This window comes from Serratia sp. DD3, from assembly GCF_000496755.2.
In genome coordinates this window covers 1-14,526 of record NZ_AYKS02000046.1, presented here as the reverse complement: position 1 = coordinate 14,526, position 14,526 = coordinate 1, and the positions used below count along the sequence as shown (strand labels likewise).

Genomic DNA, 14,526 nt, shown 5'->3' with positions numbered 1-14,526 from the left:
CCATTCCCGCCCCTGAAAGAAGCATTATCGCCACCCGTACCATTGGCAAATACCCCCTGCGAGAATAAAACCAGGCAAACCGCACTCAGCAGGGGCCAACCACGTATTGATAAAGCGCTTTTTTTAATTGTTTGACTCTCTGAAGCGTGACAACCAGCACCTTCAACCACGGTCTGACCAGAGGATGACTTACCAGTACGGCGTGTAAACTCCGAAGCCACCTGCATAAGCCCTAAGGCGTAGTTAAAAACAACACGGTATACACGATTCATAGTGTCCATCCCCTCTATGCCAGCGTTGCGCTAAATGAGGTGACAATATCTTGAATTTATTGGTTATATGATGATGTCACCCATCGTATGACTCTTGCGTAACACTGATACAGGTTTGTTAAATAAATTGAGTTAATGTTTTATAGAGTAAAGTGATAAGGTATGAACTCTTTATGTCCTGCCCCATTCAAGTTACAGGTAAAGCCCTTTCGCACCCACATCACCTCTGGCGCCGAAACGAGTAATTACAGGGAACCAGTCTGAATCACTCAACCAACAGTCCTGCAATTGAAGTATAGAGAGTCTCATGAGCATCAGGTTTGAGACTCATTCGCTTCTTAAGAAAGTGTAGTAGAAAAAAAAATCTGTTAGCCATTCTTTTACATACCCAAACTTATGCAAAGTGCAGAACAAAATGCAACGACTGGGGCAGTCATAGGCGGGAAGTACCGAATGATAAGCATTTGAGCGGAAAATTTTCACTCAACTTATTGAAGGTAACAACCTGACGTTAAGAACTCGCATTAAGCGTTTGGTGCGTAAAACCATTTGCTTTTTACGCTCAATGGAGTTGCATGAAAAGTCATCGGGGCATTTATCGAAAGTGTATGTTCTACTCATTGGAGTCATTACCTACTCCTTTATCTCCACAAGCCCTGCCATTATTCAGAGTTCAACGTATAGAGCAGGTCGGCATAAATCTCGGCTAACACGCCCCCCGGTTTAAACTGCTTTTTGATCCACTGTGTGACCTGCCCGGTTGCTGCGTGCTGTGTCGCCAGCAACATACGGGAATCCTGGCGTGGGTTATGGATGGTGCGGATGATCAACAGACCCTCTGCTACCGCATCACTCACCATATACTCCGGCAAAAAACCGATACCCTCACCTAAAATCTGGCACTGGCATTTGGTATTGAAATCTGGCACCAGAATCGCTTCCTGCCCATGTAACAACCAGCCTACTTTCTTATTCAGGGTATGTGCCGTGTCCTCAACCATAATGTTAGGGTAGAGCCTGAGTTGGCTTTCAGATATGGGCTGCGGCATAAATGCCAGAGGGTGATCAGGGGCAATGGCAAAGACCCAGCGGATAGCTCCAATATCGGTGTAATCAATACCGCCCCCATCCAGCAGGGTATCTGGTGCCCCAACGGCGATGTTCGCCTGATTATTAATGATGGAGTCCCAAACGCCATTGTAGACCTCCGTCGTCACCGTGATATGGCAGGTCGGGAACTGTTTCTTCAGTACCTGCAACAACCGGGCAGTATGGCGAGGGGTATAGAGCAACTGGTTAATGCAAATACGCACCCGCGCCTCTATCCCTTGGGAGATGGTGTCGATGCCACGTTTGATGGCATGGAAATCATTAAGTAGATCAGTCGCTTTACGGTAGAAATAAAAACCTGACTCCGTCAGTTCAATGCTGCGCGTGTTCCGATTAAACAGCACCACATCAAGGCCGGTTTCCATTCGCTTGATGGTGTAGCTGATAGCTGAGGTTGTCAGGCCCAGCTCCACCGCCGCCTTGCTGAAGCTGGCAAAGCGCGCCGCGGTGGTGAATGCCAAAAGATTCTCTTCGGTAAAAATCGAGTTCATTGGTTACACTTGGCTCCATTCCCTTGCTGGATGGCGGCGGTAGAGCAAGGGGGGATCTAACCCAACCGCCTTTATACCCAAACTCCTGCCAATGTGGCAAACAAGCGTGGTCACAGTATTGAACGCAGTTTAACACTGCCTTTACAACTTACTTGATGGGCTTCACATTTCTGATGATTGGTTTCCCCCTCGACGTTGCAGACAGCGAAAACAAGGGGATTAAAGCAGCATTTACCCTAAAAAAAGAACCAACCCGCAGAAAAATATTGAGCTGTCGCACGCTTTGTTATTGTTGTTGAATAATATTCAACAATCAGCTGCTTTGCAATGAATGCTTTTTAACCGGATGTTCTTCTTAGCTGTTTATTGATACTCTTGCTATCAATAAATAGCAGGCAAAGAAACAAGAAAAAGGAACAATATATGTCTGATACTTCAATGAATAGCGAATTCCTTTATGCTGCAGAACAAGGGGATATTGATACATTAAGAAAATGCATCAGCAAGAATGTCAACCTTGACGGTACCAACCGTCAAGGCCGTACCGCAATTACGTTGGCTAGCCTCAATAAACACTACGATTGTGTTGAGTTATTAATTTCTGCCGGCGTAGATATTGACAAGCAAGACCAAACTTGCTTTAACCCTTTCCTATTAAGCTGCCTAAATAACGATTTAACATTACTACGCTTGGTATTACCCGCCAAGCCGGATCTGGATCGTTTAACACGTTTTGGTGGTGTTGGTATTACGCCTGCCAGTGAAAAAGGCCATGTGGAAATTGTGCGTGAATTATTAACGTGTACCGATATTAATGTTAACCACACCAATTTTGTTGGCTGGACTCCCTTGCTGGAAGCCATCGTACTCAATGATGGTGGGCCGAAGCAGCAGGAAATTGTTAAATTGCTGCTTGAGCATGGTGCCAATCCTCATATGACCGATAAATATGGCAAGTCACCACTGACGTTGGCTAAAGAAAAAGGCTATCACGAAATCGCTGAACTGCTGATAGCGGCGGGCGCATAAAAAAGATAAGCGGACAATCGCAACGTTCATTCAAGTTGCGGGTAAGTGGTCATTTAAATTAACCTGGGGCTATAGCAAATAATATACAACACCCCTGTTCTAAGGTGGATTTATCAGAACAGGGGTGAAATGAGAAAGGATAAATGTCTTTATTCTATTTTCGTTACATTAAAAAACACAAACCATTTTAAATTTCATGGAGCCAACCTTACATAAGGTCATTCGTAAAGGAATATAATCGTCGCGTTATATTAAAAGTGCATGACGAACCACTCTATTACTAACATCACTACAGGCGTTATACATCAAGTTGTTTGGGTATTTGCTATCAAGGTGCATTTTTATAAATCATCCGTACAGCGCTGTTCAAAAACGAGCTAGGTTTTTGTCACACAACTCAAGTTTCTTTAAGTATAACGAGAATTAAAAGAGCGACTGAAATTCAGGTGGGAACATGCTGTATGGCATAGCTGACACCTGTTTATTGACCTCATATTTTGGAGAAAAATATGTCCATCAGGATTATTGTTAAACAAAACACGTGGTTTGATTCCATTACACTGATGTCGATTTCCACCAAAGCCAACAAACTACCTGGGGTTGAACAGGCATTTGTCGCTATGGGAACGGAAATGAACAAAGGGATACTCAAGGATCTTGGGTTACTAACACCAGAACTTGAAGCGGCTAAAAATGGCGACCTGATGATGGTGATCAAAAGCGGAAGCGATGATACTAACCAAGCCACTCTGCAAGCCATTGAGGAGTTTTTCACCCATAAAGACCAAAGCACCCACCATGAAGCGCGTTACGCGACTATTGCCAGCGCAAAAGCTCACATCCCAGAAAGCAATCTGGCGATGATCTCAGTAAATGGTTTGTATGCGGCGCGAGAAGCTCGCCAGGCATTGGAAAATGGGCTCAACGTGATGCTGTTTTCCGATAATGTCTCCCTTGAAGACGAGTTGGCTCTCAAACAGCTGGCGCACGATAAGGGGTTGCTGATGATGGGCCCAGACTGCGGCACTGCCATTATTAATGGTACCGCTCTCTGTTTTGGTAATGCGGTGCGTCGTGGCAGCATTGGCATCATTGGTGCTTCCGGCACCGGCAGCCAAGAGGTGAGTGTTCGTATTCATGAGTTTGGTGGCGGGATTTCACAGCTGATTGGTACCGGTGGGCGCGATCTTAGCGAGAAAATTGGCGGCCTGATGATGCTTGATGCCCTGAAAATGTTGGAAGAGGACGAGAAGACAGCCGTTATCGTGCTCATCTCCAAACCCCCAGCACCCGCAGTGGCACATAAAGTACTGGAGCGTGCCCGGGCCTGCAGTAAACCCGTGGTGGTCTGTTTCCTGGGGCGTAACTCTCCACCCGCAGATGAGGCTGGATTACTGTTTGCCCGTGCAACCAAAGAAGCCGCATTAAAAGCGGTGCTGCTCAGCGGTATCGACGAGAGTTCTCTCGATCTCCACCCTCTTAACTGGCCTTTAATTGAAGAAGTCCGCGCTCGTTTAACGCCGCAACAGAAGTATATTCGCGGTCTGTTTTGTGGTGGCACGTTGTGCGATGAAGCAATGTTTGCCGCGCTGGAAAAATATGACGACGTCTACAGCAATATTCAACCCGACCCCACTAAGCGCTTGCAAGATTTGAACCACAGCGTGGCCCATACCTTCCTGGACTTCGGTGATGATGATTTTACCAACGGTAAACCACACCCGATGATCGATCCAACCAACCGTATTAACCGTTTGTTGCAGGAGGCTCGCGATCCGCAAGTGGGCGTAATCGTGATGGATTTCGTGCTGGGCTTTGGCTCACATGAAGACCCGGTGGGTGTGATGATCGATGCAATAAAAGAAGCCAAAGCCATTGCGGCCCGTGAACAGCGTCCCCTGGAGATCCTCGGCTATGTGCTGGGCACCGATCTCGATACGCCCTCATTGCAGCAGCAGTGCCAAATGCTCACCGATGCGGGTGTCATCTGGGCAAGCAGCAGCACCAATACCGGATTACTGGCACGCGAATTTGTCTATCAAGGGGAGAAAGCCTAATGAGCCAATCATTCTTCAATCAACCACTGAATGTCATCAATATTGGTATTGAAATGTTCAGCGACGATCTCAAAGCCCAACATACGCCGGTCACCCAGCTCAACTGGACACCCCCAGGACTGGGTAATCTGGCTGTGATAGCCGCGATCGATCAGATCGCCTCCCCCGAGCTTGCAGAAAAAATTGCAAACGCCAACCAACTGGCACTGACGCGGATTATTCAGTCACATCCGGTACTGGTGGGCTTTGATCAGGCAATCAACGTCGTGCCCGGCATGACACGCAATACCATTTTGCATGCGGGCCCACCTATCACTTGGGACAAGATGTGCGGCGCAATGAAAGGGGCGGTTACCGGGGCACTGGTATTCGAAGGTTTAGCCACTACTCTGGAAGCAGCGGCCAATTTGGCTGCCTCCGGTGAAATCATCTTCTCCCCATGCCATGAACATGATTGCGTGGGTTCAATGGCCGGCGTGACTTCTGCCTCAATGTTCATGCATATCGTCGAAAACAAGACCTATGGCAACCGCGCTTACACCAATATGAGCGAACAAATGGCGAAAATCTTGCGCATGGGGGCCAACGACCAGAGCGTGATCGACCGTTTGAACTGGATGCGCGATGTGCAAGGGCCGATGCTGCGTGATGCCATGAAGCTGGCAGGGGAAATCGATCTGCGACTGATGCTAGCGCAAGCGCTGCATATGGGCGATGAATGCCATAACCGCAACAATGCCGGAACCGCACTGCTGATCCAGGCGCTGACCCCTTGGATCATCCAGACCGGTTACCCGGTTGAGCAGCAGCGCGAGCTGTTTGACTTTGTTGCCAGCAGTGATTACTTCTCCGGCCCAACCTGGATGGCAATGTGTAAAGCTGCCATGGATGCCGCGCATGGCATTGAATACAGCACCGTGGTGACCACGATGGCACGTAACGGCGTGGAGTTCGGTCTGCGCATCAGTGGGTTACCCGGTCAATGGTTTACCGGCCCGGCCCAGCAGGTCATTGGCCCGATGTTTGCCGGCTATAAGCCGGAAGACTCCGGGCTGGATATCGGTGACAGCGCCATTACCGAGACCTACGGCATTGGTGGTTTTGCCATGGCAACTGCCCCGGCCATCGTGGCCTTGGTTGGCGGCACCGTGGATGAGGCGATCGATTTCTCACGCCAGATGCGGGAAATCACACTCGGTGAGAACCCTAACGTCACTATTCCCCTGCTCTCTTTTATGGGGGTCCCGACTGCCATCGACATCACCAAGGTTGGCAACAGCGGTATCCTGCCGGTGATCAATACCGCCATTGCTCATAAGAATGCTGGTATTGGCATGATTGGTGCCGGTATCGTTCACCCACCGTTTGCCTGCTTTGAGAAAGGGATACTGGCTTACGCTATTCGCTACTGCCAATAAGCGGCCCCAACATTTTCAAGGAGCAGCCAGGTGACCGGTTGCCCTCGCTCCGGGGTTCCCTGGGCTGGGCAGCATAAACCAACAACCTGGCTGCATAACTTAAGCACGAGTGGAAAACAGGGCTGGCTCCGATGCTGACCTGGGTCACCAAAACAAAAGTTGTTCATCTGCTGGAGCGAAAGTGCTCTTGTAGATGGCAACCTACGTTTTAACGACCTGCGAAGGAGAGTTTATGAACAGAATAAAATTAGAGTGGAAACGTGGTGATTGGGCTGCCTACTTTGGGCTGATGACCAATAACCTGACCAACCTGCTGACGATGATGGGATTGCTGATTTTCGTGGTCGGGATCCCCAAAGAGATTGTGTTCGGCCGTATTGCCCCGGCCTTTGGGCTGGCGGTGTTTATGGCCAGTATCTGTTACACCTGGTTTGGCCTGCAGATGGCGCGTAAAACTGGGCGCAGCGATGTAACCGCACTGCCTTCCGGCCCTAGCGCCCCGTCAATTTTCACCGTTACTTTTCTGGTGCTGATGCCGGTGTATCAGCAAACCGGTGATGCGGACTTTGCGATCCAGATTGGTCTGGTGTGGTGTTTTGTTGAAGCACTGATCCTGGTTGGGGGTTCATTCCTCGGCGAGACCATCCGCAAGATGATCCCTCGTACGGTGCTACTTTCCTGTCTGTCCGGCCTGGGGTTGTTATTGTTAGCAATGAACCCGATGCTGCAAGCATTTGAAGCCCCTACCGTTTCCTTTATTGTTCTCTTGCTGATATTTATTAACTGGTTTGGTAAAAAGCCGATCTTCGCTCGCATCCCGACTGGTTTACTGCTGCTGGTTGCGGGTACGGCCCTGGCATGGATTTCTGGTTTACAAAGCCCTGAAGCCATTAAAGCCTCCATGTCCTCTTTTGGCTTTAACCCACCGGGGATCCATATTGATGGTTTTCTGCAAGGGTTGCCTCATGCTCTGCCTTATCTGGCCTCTGCCGTCCCATTAGGGTTGGCAAACTACATCTTTGACCTTGAGAACATCGAAAGCGCACACGCCGCAGGGGATAATTACAACACCCGTAACGTCATGATGGCCAACGGCCTCTCCTCGATGCTCGGTTGCCTGATGGGTAACCCGTTCCCGGTGACCGTTTACGTCGGGCATGCCGGCTGGAAAGCCATGGGAGCCAGTATCGGCTATACCCTGGCTTCCGGTGCGACGATGTTTATCGTTCCGCTATTCGGCTTGGGGGCTTTTATGTTGGCTATCATTCCGATGACCGCCATTGTTCCAATTCTGGTTTTTATCGGGGTGGTCACCGCCAATCAGGTCGTGCGGGAAACACCGAAAATCGAAGTCCCGGTGATCTTCATCTGCCTATTCCCGTGGATTGCCAACTGGGCACTCACCATGGTCAATAGCATTATGGGTGCGGCGGGTACCTCAGCGGCCAAGCTAGGCGCCGAGTTGCTGCACAGTAAAGGCGTGTACTATCAGGGATTGGTATTTTTAGGCAGCGGAGCGCCTCTGGCCAGTATGTTGTGGGGCTGCATCGCTATCTTCTCCATCCTCGATAAACCATTACGCGGTGCGGTAGCAGCGGCAACCGGTGCCTTACTCGCCCTGTTCGGTGTGATCCACTCCCCGATGGTGGGCTTTGCTACCGGTAGCTCGCTGACGTTCACCGTAGCCTATTTGATGATGACCGCCCTGTTTGTGGTGAAACATTTCCTGGATAGCCGCCAAGAGGCCCCTGCCGCTGCGCTATCGCCAAGCAAAACAGTCTAACTCTGGCGGGGTTCGCCCCGCTTCTGATCGGATAACGTCAATGAAAGAGCTTATGGTCGTTGCCATTGGTGGCAACGCGATTATTAAAGATAATGCCAGCCAGTCTATCGAACACCAAACCGCCGCAGTGAAGGTTGTGGTCAGTTCTCTATTGGAAATGCTGGCATCAGATTACCATCTGGTACTGACCCACGGTAACGGCCCGCAAGTAGGGCTAGATTTACGCCGGGCAGAAATTGCCCATGAGTACGCCGGGTTACCACTGACTCCGTTAGCCAACTGTGTGGCAGACACTCAGGGCGGTATCGGCTATCTTATCCAACAAGCCCTTAGCAACCAATTGGCAAAGCATGGTGAGCAGAAAGCCGTTACTGTAATCACCCAAGTGGAAGTTGATCCTAACGATCCCGGATTCATGCGGCCCACTAAACCGATTGGTGCGTTCTTTAGCCAAGAACAGCGGGATACCTTATTGCAACAGCATCCAGATTGGCATTTTATCGAAGACTCTGGCCGCGGTTATCGTCGGGTCGTGGCCTCACCCGCTCCACGGCAGATTGTGGAGGCGGCGGCCATTAAGGCGCTGACACGGCAAGGGTTTGTCGTTATCAGTGCTGGCGGTGGTGGGATCCCGGTGATCCGTGGCCCGCAAGGCGAGTATCAAAGTGTGGACGCCGTGATCGATAAAGATCTCTCGACCGCACTACTGGCTCAGGAAATCCGTGCTGATGTGCTGGTAATAACCACTGGCGTAGAAAAAGTATGCATTAATTTCGGCCAGCCGAACCAGCAAGCGCTCCATCGGGTCAGCGTGGCGCAGATGACGCGTTATATGGCGGAGGGGCACTTTCCTCCTGGCAGTATGTTGCCCAAAATAGCCGCCAGCCTGGCATTTTTGCAGCAAGGAGGGAAACGCGTGGTGATCACGTCACCTGAGTGTCTAGCCGCCGCTCTACGCGGTGAAACAGGAACGCATATCGTCAATACCTAAGAGGGAAGAAAAGATGAACCAGAATAGCAGCCGTCGAGATTTCTTGAGCCGCAGCACTAAGATAGCCGCTGCTTGTGCGCTGTTTGGTGTTACTGCCACTCATGCCGCAAAATCAGCCATAGCAAGCGGCGAACCCAGTCACGGAATGAAAATTAGCAGCCCGCATTATTATCTGGACAATGTATTGCTGGAAAGCGGCTTTGAGTTTGATGGGACAACCCCCATTAGCACCCGGACCGAGCTGAAAACGCTGGAGATCAAACAGGGTAAGATCGTCGCCCTGCTGGATAATCATCTCCATGCCAATCACACACTCGCCGTTTATGACGCCGGTGGTAAGCTGATGCTGCCAGCGATGCGTGATATGCATATTCACCTGGACAAGACCTTTTACGGTGGCCCATGGCGATCCCTTAATCGCCCGGCTGGTACCACCATCAAGGATATGATCGCTCTGGAACAGAAGCTATTGCCAGAGTTGCAGCCCTATACGCAACAACGAGCAGAGAAGTTAATCGATTTACTGCAATCCCGTGGTTCCACCATCGCTCGTAGCCACTGCAATGTCGAACCCACCTCGGGGCTGAAAAATCTGGAGGCGCTACAAGCCGTTCTGGCTCGCCGGAAGTCAGGTTTTAGTTGTGAGATTGTGGCTTTTCCACAACACGGATTGCTCTATTCAAAATCGGAACCACTGATGCGTGAAGCGATGCAAGCCGGCGCGCACTATGTGGGGGGACTCGATCCCACCAGTGTTGATGGCGCGATGGAAAAATCCCTGGATACTATGTTCCAGATCGCACTGGATTATAACAAAGGTGTGGATATCCACCTGCATGAAACCAGCCCGGCAGGCCTGGCCGCAATAAATTACATGATGGATACCGTAGAAAAAACGCCACAGCTAAAAGGTAAGTTGACCATCAGCCATGCCTTTGCCCTGGCAACGCTAAATGAACAGCAGGTTGATGAACTAGCGAGCCGTATGGCCGCGCAGCAAGTGACTATCGCTTCCACCGTCCCCATCGGCACGCTGCATATGCCACTGAGTCAATTGCGGGAAAAAGGGGTATTTGTCATGACAGGCACCGACAGTGTTATTGATCACTGGTCACCCTATGGCCAGGGTGACATGCTGGAAAAAGCCAATCTTTATGCTCAGCTTTACATTCGGCCGAATGAGAAAACCTTGTCCCGTGCACTGGCTATTGCCACAGGCGATGTATTACCGCTCAATGATCAAGGGGAACGTCAATGGCCTAAAGCCGAGGACGAGGCAAGCTTCGTGCTGGTGGACGCATCCTGCTCCGCCGAAGCAGTAGCTCGGATCTCCCCAAGAACCGCCACTTTCCACCGGGGGGAGATAGTCTGGGGAAGCGTAGGGCAAACCAGTAAAGCCTAACGGCAAATCCTATAGAGGTGAACAGCCATTGCGGACTTTCACCGCTATCGTCAGTAATCACTGTCGTGGTCAAATTTTTAGGCCACGATAGTTTCATCTGGCTGGGGACGCAGGTGCCGCTTTTTTTACCCATTGCGAACAAAAAGGATGGTTAACTCGCGTACCGGGGTTTAGGGAAGTCAATCTCACACCCAGTGGTAAACGGGCCTTTAAAAAATGGTTCGGTGTGGTTTTGTGAAATCTCTATGATCGGTAAGCTTTGATCGCGGAGATCACTATTTGTCATCAGCAGCCCCTCACTTACCGTACTTCCTCCGCGCCCTTAATCGCTCTTTGGCTTTTTCCAACGCCAATTTGGTGCGCCCAGGAAACAACGCCCTTAGTTCGTCGTAAGGCCAGGCCAGATGTTTTTCCAACAAACTCCATTCGGCGTCGCTCCAACGCAGGGGCGGTGCTTCTCGGGGTTTTACTTTATGGTATTTCAGCCCTAACTCACTGGCCCTGATTTTAACCGCCTCACGACTTCTGAGGGGGAGTTTTTTGGCCACCTTGGTGCCTAACGTGGGGTAAAATTCGCGTAAAATGCGTTCTTCATCGGCATGCCAACTGCGTACCCGGGTTGCCCCTATCTGGTTTGCCATGGCCTCAATGGAGCTTTTCCCCCGACCCGGCAATAAGGTTTGCATATCATCAAGGCTTCTACCATCGGCATAGTACTTGCGCAGAATGTCGAGCTCCTGCTTCGACCACGCACCCGATTGTTTTTTGCAAAGCCCCAATGACTGGGCCGCCGACCTCACCGCACTGATCCCCCGGCCCAACGTCGCCGCCATCTCCCGGGTCGATGTTTTGCCGTAGTGGGCTTCGACATAATTTAACTCGGTTATCGTCCAGCGTGAGCGGCCATTTCTCGGGGGAGATTCTATACTCACCGCTTTCTTGGGCTCGGGTTTTTGAAGCTCAAGCCCTAACCGATGCGCCATCGTCCTCAACGCGCCAAGCGTACGCCCCAGCCTGACCGCTATCTGGGTGGGAAGTAACTTGGCATGAGATGCCTTAAGAAATTCAATTTCATCCGGCGTCCAGAGTACGCTGTTCCTTCTGGTCTTAACGGGTTGTTCCATCATCCTCACCCTTCTCCTTGGTTTTCAACCTGACTGCGCTGAATCGGCTGGTCTTTGAGTTATCAGAATATAGCGTTTAAGCAGTTGTACAAGGCGCTACTGGATTACGGCAGTTTACCGCTGGACAAGAATCGGTGTAAGCGAACTATCCGCCCTGTAGTGATGGGGTTAACGTCGGTATCGTAACCCGAGTTTTTTTGCTTGATGCTTGATAGCCGGTAGCGTTCTATGGGGTAGTTTAGAAATAATACTAGAACCCAGCTCAGGATAAAACTCTCGCAAAATTATATCTTCATACGGTTGCCAGGGTCGTCTTCCCGTCAGATCCATTTTGCTTGCCTGCGCTCTGATGGCCCCTTTTGTGCGACCAGGTAAGCGTGACTGGACATACGTAATACCCAATCCTCGGTCATAATGATCACTCAACACCGCCATTTCCTCTTCAGTCCATGGCCCAACTGACTTTTTACCCAGGCTCAATTGATTGACGGTCACACGCACTGCGCTGACACTTCGCCCCAGGGTGGCTGCAATTTTCCTGGTGGGCATCTTACCGTAGTGTTCCTTTAGAAAACGCTTTTCACTGGCGCTCCAACTCTCTCTTCCGGTGATGCCCAACTTACAAGCCAGTGCGGCAATCGCAGCTCTGGTTCGCCCAGGTAACAGTGATTGTATTTTCCCAAGCCCCGCGCCCTTTTTATAATGGCTGTGCAACAACGCGATTTCCGCTTCGGTCCATGGCCCAACCGACTTGTTACCCAGTCCTAACAAGTGGACAACCCGTCTGATGCCATTGATACTTCGACCCAGTTGATCGGCGATGTCCTGCGCGGGCAGCTTGCCATAGTGTTCTTCGACAAAATGAAGCTCTCTGATAGTCCAGCGCGAACGGTGATTACGGTATTTCTGCGATGGTTCCATCATCCTTCCCCCTCTCCTTTGTTTTCAACCTTACTGCGCTGAATCGGCTGGTCTTTGAGTTATCAGTATATAACGGTTAAGCAGTTGTGCCAGTTGCTGATCTGCCTGTGGCTGTACCAGACTCTCCGCTTGCCGCTGGACCAGTGAATCGGGCTCACGCAACTCACCCAACTGCCCCACCGGACGCGAGAGTTCCGGCAACGGCGCTATTGATGCCACCAGTTGTTGCTCCACCGCCGTAGGCGAATGCAGGTGCTGCCAGCCCCAATGCAAGTGCCCCCGAGCTAATTTCATCCCTTAAAGGAGGACAGGGATACAGTCTAATAAAGTGACCGACTCTCCATCAGTTGTTGCTGACGCAAGTGGCGCAGCAGCACTTTGCCTTGTGGGGTAAATTCGGTGCCATAGCGCACCAGGCCGATGCCTTTCAGCTCGGCATCAATGGCGTAGCGCAACTCACCGGGGGTGCTCTGTTCCAGCATCAGCACATCAATCCTCTTCAGGCGCGGCTCATATTTCAGCAACACGTCAGACAGGGTAGTGATTAACTGGTGAGCCGTACCGGGCATCCCCTGCAGGATTTTGCTCATATCCGGCAGACCGTAGTCCGGTAAATGCGACAAGGTCCCCGCACGGCAGTTGAGTATACGCTGCATATTGTCCAGCACCGACATAATCAGCTGGTTCTCTTCACTGATTTGGTGTAAATCCAGCCCCCCGGCAAAGTTGCCGTAGAGGGTTTCATATAATGAGGGACGGGGCATGGGTTACTCCTTGACCGGGAGCAGGGTCAGGTGGTTACTGCCCGCTTCAATCACCCGTGGCTTGTCCGGGTCGAGCTCTTCACGCTGCAGCACCAGCTTCCAGTTGTTTTTGGCCATATCCGGGTGACGGAACATCCCCACCACCGCCACAAACTGGGTATCGGGGTCCATCGGTGCATCCAGCGAGGCATCGCCCCCGGGCTTCAACACCACCTCACGGCTGGCAATCAACTCCGCCGCCAACAGCGTCTCCCCGTCCTTCAATAACTGTTGGTAAACCAGTTTATCGAAAGCTTTACGGTCTTTAAGCTGATAGACCCGGATAACCACCGACTCTGACAGGGAGTTATTTTCATGGGCATCGGTATTGAGTGCTTCACGCGCCGTGAAGTCCAGGCGCAACACCTTTATCTTCTTATAAAAAATCGACGATACGGCGGATTTGGTGCCATCACTGACACTCTGGGTCAGGCCACACCCTGACAGCGTGCCCACCAGAACCGGCAACAGCAGCCAGCCTGCAGATTTAGTCAAACGGGTACGTAACACGTTGGTTTCCTTTTGTCTCGATTGCCGGGCATAAACCTTGGTAACCACCCAGCTCCATGGTGAAAGTGGTGGGGATATCGTCAGGGACACACTCCCCTTCGACCCCCAGTACGCCGCTCATCCCCAGCCAGAAGGGGGCTTCCCCCAACGGCGGTACACTGAGCAAGCGCGTATTGACCGTCAAGCGTATTTTGGCCTTGAAGCGCCAGCCCAGATAGACACGCAGCATCACCAGAAAGTCCTGATACAACTGCCCATCGGGCATCCAGCCGTGGGCTTCATCCTGGTCGTCGGTACTTAATTCAATCAGCAGTTGGCTGCTGGTATCCATCACCTCATCCCCCAACGGGGTGTTGCCATCCAGCACAAAGCCCCCTTCGTCGGTGAACATCAACGGGGTGGTGATGGCGATGGGCCGCAGGCAATAAGGGTGAACACGCACCCGGGTGGCCGGGGCCAGCAGTTGCACCAGCGCCTGCATCCCCTCTTCGGTCTTGCCCGGTTGGCGCAGCACACCGAGCAACGCCAGAAAGCGCGACACCGGGGTGGCAATATGGTTGGCGGTCCCCGGAATACCCAGCCCCACCAACCCCAACAGCGATTGCGAAATGTTGT

General features: G+C 51.3%; 14 protein-coding genes and 1 pseudogene. 7 read left to right on the top strand and 8 right to left on the bottom strand.

From position 1 onward, the window contains the following. Positions 1-272, bottom strand: a 272-nt coding sequence (locus IO95_RS07625; protein WP_037384705.1) for an ESPR domain-containing protein, incomplete at its 3' end; no start/stop codon positions are given. Between the two features lie 449 nt (positions 273-721). Between IO95_RS07625 and IO95_RS25100 the strand changes: the two are divergent. Next, positions 722-875 (top strand): annotated as a pseudogene (locus IO95_RS25100) (IS1 family transposase); the annotation flags it as partial. Positions 876-934: 59 nt separating this feature from the next. Here the strand turns inward: IO95_RS25100 and IO95_RS07620 are convergent. After that, positions 935-1,873 (bottom strand): LysR substrate-binding domain-containing protein, encoded by a 939-nt coding sequence (locus IO95_RS07620; RefSeq protein ID WP_023492714.1) that lies wholly within the window; start codon positions 1,871-1,873, stop codon positions 935-937. 423 nt (positions 1,874-2,296) lie between these two features. Here IO95_RS07620 and IO95_RS07615 point away from each other — a divergent pair, with 423 nt between their 5' ends. The 6 genes from IO95_RS07615 to IO95_RS07585 all read left to right on the top strand — a co-directional run bounded on the left by IO95_RS07615 (position 2,297) and on the right by IO95_RS07585 (position 10,553). Next, positions 2,297-2,902: an ankyrin repeat domain-containing protein gene (locus IO95_RS07615; RefSeq protein WP_023492713.1), complete on the top strand. Its 606-nt coding sequence runs from the start codon at positions 2,297-2,299 to the stop codon at positions 2,900-2,902. A gap of 509 nt (positions 2,903-3,411) precedes the next feature. After that, the gene (fdrA, locus tag IO95_RS07610) at positions 3,412-4,959 is read left to right on the top strand and encodes an acyl-CoA synthetase FdrA (RefSeq protein WP_023492812.1); all 1,548 of its coding nucleotides are present in this window, start codon (positions 3,412-3,414) and stop codon (positions 4,957-4,959) included. Then, positions 4,959-6,377: a DUF1116 domain-containing protein gene (locus IO95_RS07605; protein WP_023492813.1), complete on the top strand. Its 1,419-nt coding sequence runs from the start codon at positions 4,959-4,961 to the stop codon at positions 6,375-6,377. The genes fdrA and IO95_RS07605 overlap by 1 nt, the downstream gene beginning before the upstream one ends. A 232-nt stretch (positions 6,378-6,609) precedes the next feature. Then, complete coding sequence (locus IO95_RS07595; protein WP_023492814.1) at positions 6,610-8,160, top strand: hypothetical protein; 1,551 nt, start codon at positions 6,610-6,612, stop codon at positions 8,158-8,160. Positions 8,161-8,200: 40 nt separating this feature from the next. Continuing rightward, complete coding sequence (locus tag IO95_RS07590; RefSeq protein ID WP_023492815.1) at positions 8,201-9,151, top strand: carbamate kinase family protein; 951 nt, start codon at positions 8,201-8,203, stop codon at positions 9,149-9,151. Between the two features lie 13 nt (positions 9,152-9,164). Beyond that, positions 9,165-10,553 carry an amidohydrolase family protein gene (locus tag IO95_RS07585; protein ID WP_023492816.1) on the top strand — a complete coding sequence of 463 codons (1,389 nt, stop codon included), beginning with the start codon at positions 9,165-9,167 and terminating at the stop codon, positions 10,551-10,553. Between the two features lie 296 nt (positions 10,554-10,849). Here IO95_RS07585 and IO95_RS07580 read toward each other — a convergent pair whose 3' ends face one another. From IO95_RS07580 to IO95_RS07555, 6 genes are all read right to left on the bottom strand, one after another. Then, positions 10,850-11,680, bottom strand: coding sequence for a hypothetical protein (locus IO95_RS07580; protein WP_235186748.1), 831 nt, complete (start codon positions 11,678-11,680; stop codon positions 10,850-10,852). A 165-nt stretch (positions 11,681-11,845) separates the two neighbouring features. Beyond that, entirely contained in the window at positions 11,846-12,601 is a 756-nt protein-coding gene (locus tag IO95_RS23455) for a hypothetical protein (RefSeq protein WP_023492839.1), read from the bottom strand. Between the two features lie 27 nt (positions 12,602-12,628). Further along, positions 12,629-12,892 carry a hypothetical protein gene (locus tag IO95_RS07570; RefSeq protein ID WP_023492838.1) on the bottom strand — a complete coding sequence of 88 codons (264 nt, stop codon included), beginning with the start codon at positions 12,890-12,892 and terminating at the stop codon, positions 12,629-12,631. Positions 12,893-12,918: 26 nt separating this feature from the next. Further along, positions 12,919-13,362: a type VI secretion system baseplate subunit TssE gene (gene tssE / locus IO95_RS07565; RefSeq protein ID WP_023492837.1), complete on the bottom strand. Its 444-nt coding sequence runs from the start codon at positions 13,360-13,362 to the stop codon at positions 12,919-12,921. A gap of 3 nt (positions 13,363-13,365) precedes the next feature. After that, on the bottom strand, positions 13,366-13,911 hold the full coding sequence (gene tssJ, locus IO95_RS07560; protein WP_023492836.1) for a type VI secretion system lipoprotein TssJ: 546 nt from the start codon (positions 13,909-13,911) through the stop codon (positions 13,366-13,368). After that, a partial coding sequence (locus tag IO95_RS07555; protein WP_037384698.1) for a type VI secretion system baseplate subunit TssG occupies positions 13,889-14,526 on the bottom strand: 638 nt, incomplete at its 5' end. The genes tssJ and IO95_RS07555, both read right to left, overlap by 23 nt.

Coding starts and splice junctions, on each gene's coding strand:
- tssE (WP_023492837.1), bottom strand. CDS start 13,362: ATGCCCCGTCCCTCATTATATGAAACCCTCTACGGCAACTTTGCCGGG.
- IO95_RS07590 (WP_023492815.1), top strand. CDS start 8,201: ATGAAAGAGCTTATGGTCGTTGCCATTGGTGGCAACGCGATTATTAAA.
- IO95_RS07585 (WP_023492816.1), top strand. CDS start 9,165: ATGAACCAGAATAGCAGCCGTCGAGATTTCTTGAGCCGCAGCACTAAG.
- IO95_RS07620 (WP_023492714.1), bottom strand. CDS start 1,873: ATGAACTCGATTTTTACCGAAGAGAATCTTTTGGCATTCACCACCGCG.
- IO95_RS07595 (WP_023492814.1), top strand. CDS start 6,610: ATGAACAGAATAAAATTAGAGTGGAAACGTGGTGATTGGGCTGCCTAC.
- IO95_RS07615 (WP_023492713.1), top strand. CDS start 2,297: ATGTCTGATACTTCAATGAATAGCGAATTCCTTTATGCTGCAGAACAA.
- IO95_RS07570 (WP_023492838.1), bottom strand. CDS start 12,892: ATGAAATTAGCTCGGGGGCACTTGCATTGGGGCTGGCAGCACCTGCAT.
- IO95_RS07605 (WP_023492813.1), top strand. CDS start 4,959: ATGAGCCAATCATTCTTCAATCAACCACTGAATGTCATCAATATTGGT.
- IO95_RS23455 (WP_023492839.1), bottom strand. CDS start 12,601: ATGATGGAACCATCGCAGAAATACCGTAATCACCGTTCGCGCTGGACT.
- IO95_RS07580 (WP_235186748.1), bottom strand. CDS start 11,680: ATGATGGAACAACCCGTTAAGACCAGAAGGAACAGCGTACTCTGGACG.
- fdrA (WP_023492812.1), top strand. CDS start 3,412: ATGTCCATCAGGATTATTGTTAAACAAAACACGTGGTTTGATTCCATT.